Annotated in this window: 2 protein-coding genes and 1 pseudogene; all 3 read right to left on the reverse strand. The window is 27.7% G+C overall.

The annotated features are described in order from the left end of the window. Nucleotides 1-509: hypothetical protein (locus HMPREF9073_RS12955; protein WP_009414235.1), on the reverse strand; the 509-nt coding region annotated here is incomplete at its 3' end. A gap of 1 nt (nucleotide 510) precedes the next feature. After that, the gene (locus HMPREF9073_RS12960) at nucleotides 511-921 is read right to left on the reverse strand and encodes a hypothetical protein (protein WP_009414236.1); all 411 of its coding nucleotides are present in this window, start codon (nucleotides 919-921) and stop codon (nucleotides 511-513) included. Beyond that, a pseudogene (locus tag HMPREF9073_RS12965) lies at nucleotides 905-1,187 on the reverse strand (hypothetical protein); the annotation flags it as partial. The pseudogene HMPREF9073_RS12965 and the gene HMPREF9073_RS12960, both read right to left, overlap by 17 nt.

Below are 1,187 nucleotides of genomic sequence, written 5' to 3' on the forward strand. Positions count from 1 at the left end.
TCTGTATTGTAATCTTTACCTTTACCAAGAGAAGAAAGAGGAAACTCCCATAGATGTTCTTTCTTTTGAATAGAAAAGGCTCTGATAGATGTTTTATCATTTTTTATATATATGTATATATATTCATTTGAGAAAACACTTATGGCAGATCGATCTATATCTCCCAATACCATAAGATTCCCTTCTCTATCCAAAAGAGCTGTAATGAATATTTTTTGCTGTTCATCTAAAAAATAAGTTTCCAAATACTCTTTAGATAAATACAAAAAACCTTTGTCTTTACCCTCTTCTACTAATTCTAAATTTTCGTCAAAGATTTTATAATTATTCTCCCACTCACTACAATAGAATTTACCATTAAAAGTAGCAAGCGGACTTAGTGGCGTTTTGTAAAGCATTTGTTTTTTTTCGCCACATTGGAATTCGTGTGATGTATTGATGTAATAAGGTTTGCCCTTATAGATAACATAATCTCTTACATTATCTATTTTAGAAATTAGTTTAAACATTTTATTGTGTTTTTATAAAGTTATAGAGTGCTGAATTTGTATCGTTTATCAACTTTTCTAATCTTACTTTATCATTAGGATTTATAATACCTAAACTTTCCTTTAGTTTAGGATTCATAAACTTTAAAATTTCATCACTATTACGTTTAAACACTTCTTTAAAAGCTTGTTTTACCTCATTTATATTAGCTTTATTACTGTTGATCACATAAGCTAAATCTTTTATTTCGTCAACTTCTTGTAAATAACTTTCAAATTGCTTGATAAACCCTTTATCATTAGCTATTTTGCTCCAAGTTTCACTGTTATAACTAATCAGGCGTATATTTTTTAGGGTTTTTTCTATGCTTTTAAATGAAAGTAAAAGTAATAAAATTAGTATGATAAAACAAAAACTATTCTTCTCTTTCAAAAATATGCAACGTATGATTACTATCTAAGATATACACCTTATTTTCTGAGACTTTTAAATCTCTAAGGCGAGTAAAACTATCATCTCTTTCCACTACAGCAATAGGCTCTGAAACATAGATAATTTCCTTGGTGTTAATGTCTAAAACACCAAATTGTAATTCTTTGTCATTATAAAAATACAATAAATCTTCTTGTAGACTTGTATTCCCACTAACTCCATATTTCTTTAGGTTCATTTTTTCCATTTTATCCCACATCCCATAT

The sequence above is a fragment of the Capnocytophaga sp. oral taxon 326 str. F0382 genome (genome assembly GCF_000318295.1).
Classification (GTDB): domain Bacteria; phylum Bacteroidota; class Bacteroidia; order Flavobacteriales; family Flavobacteriaceae; genus Capnocytophaga; species Capnocytophaga periodontitidis.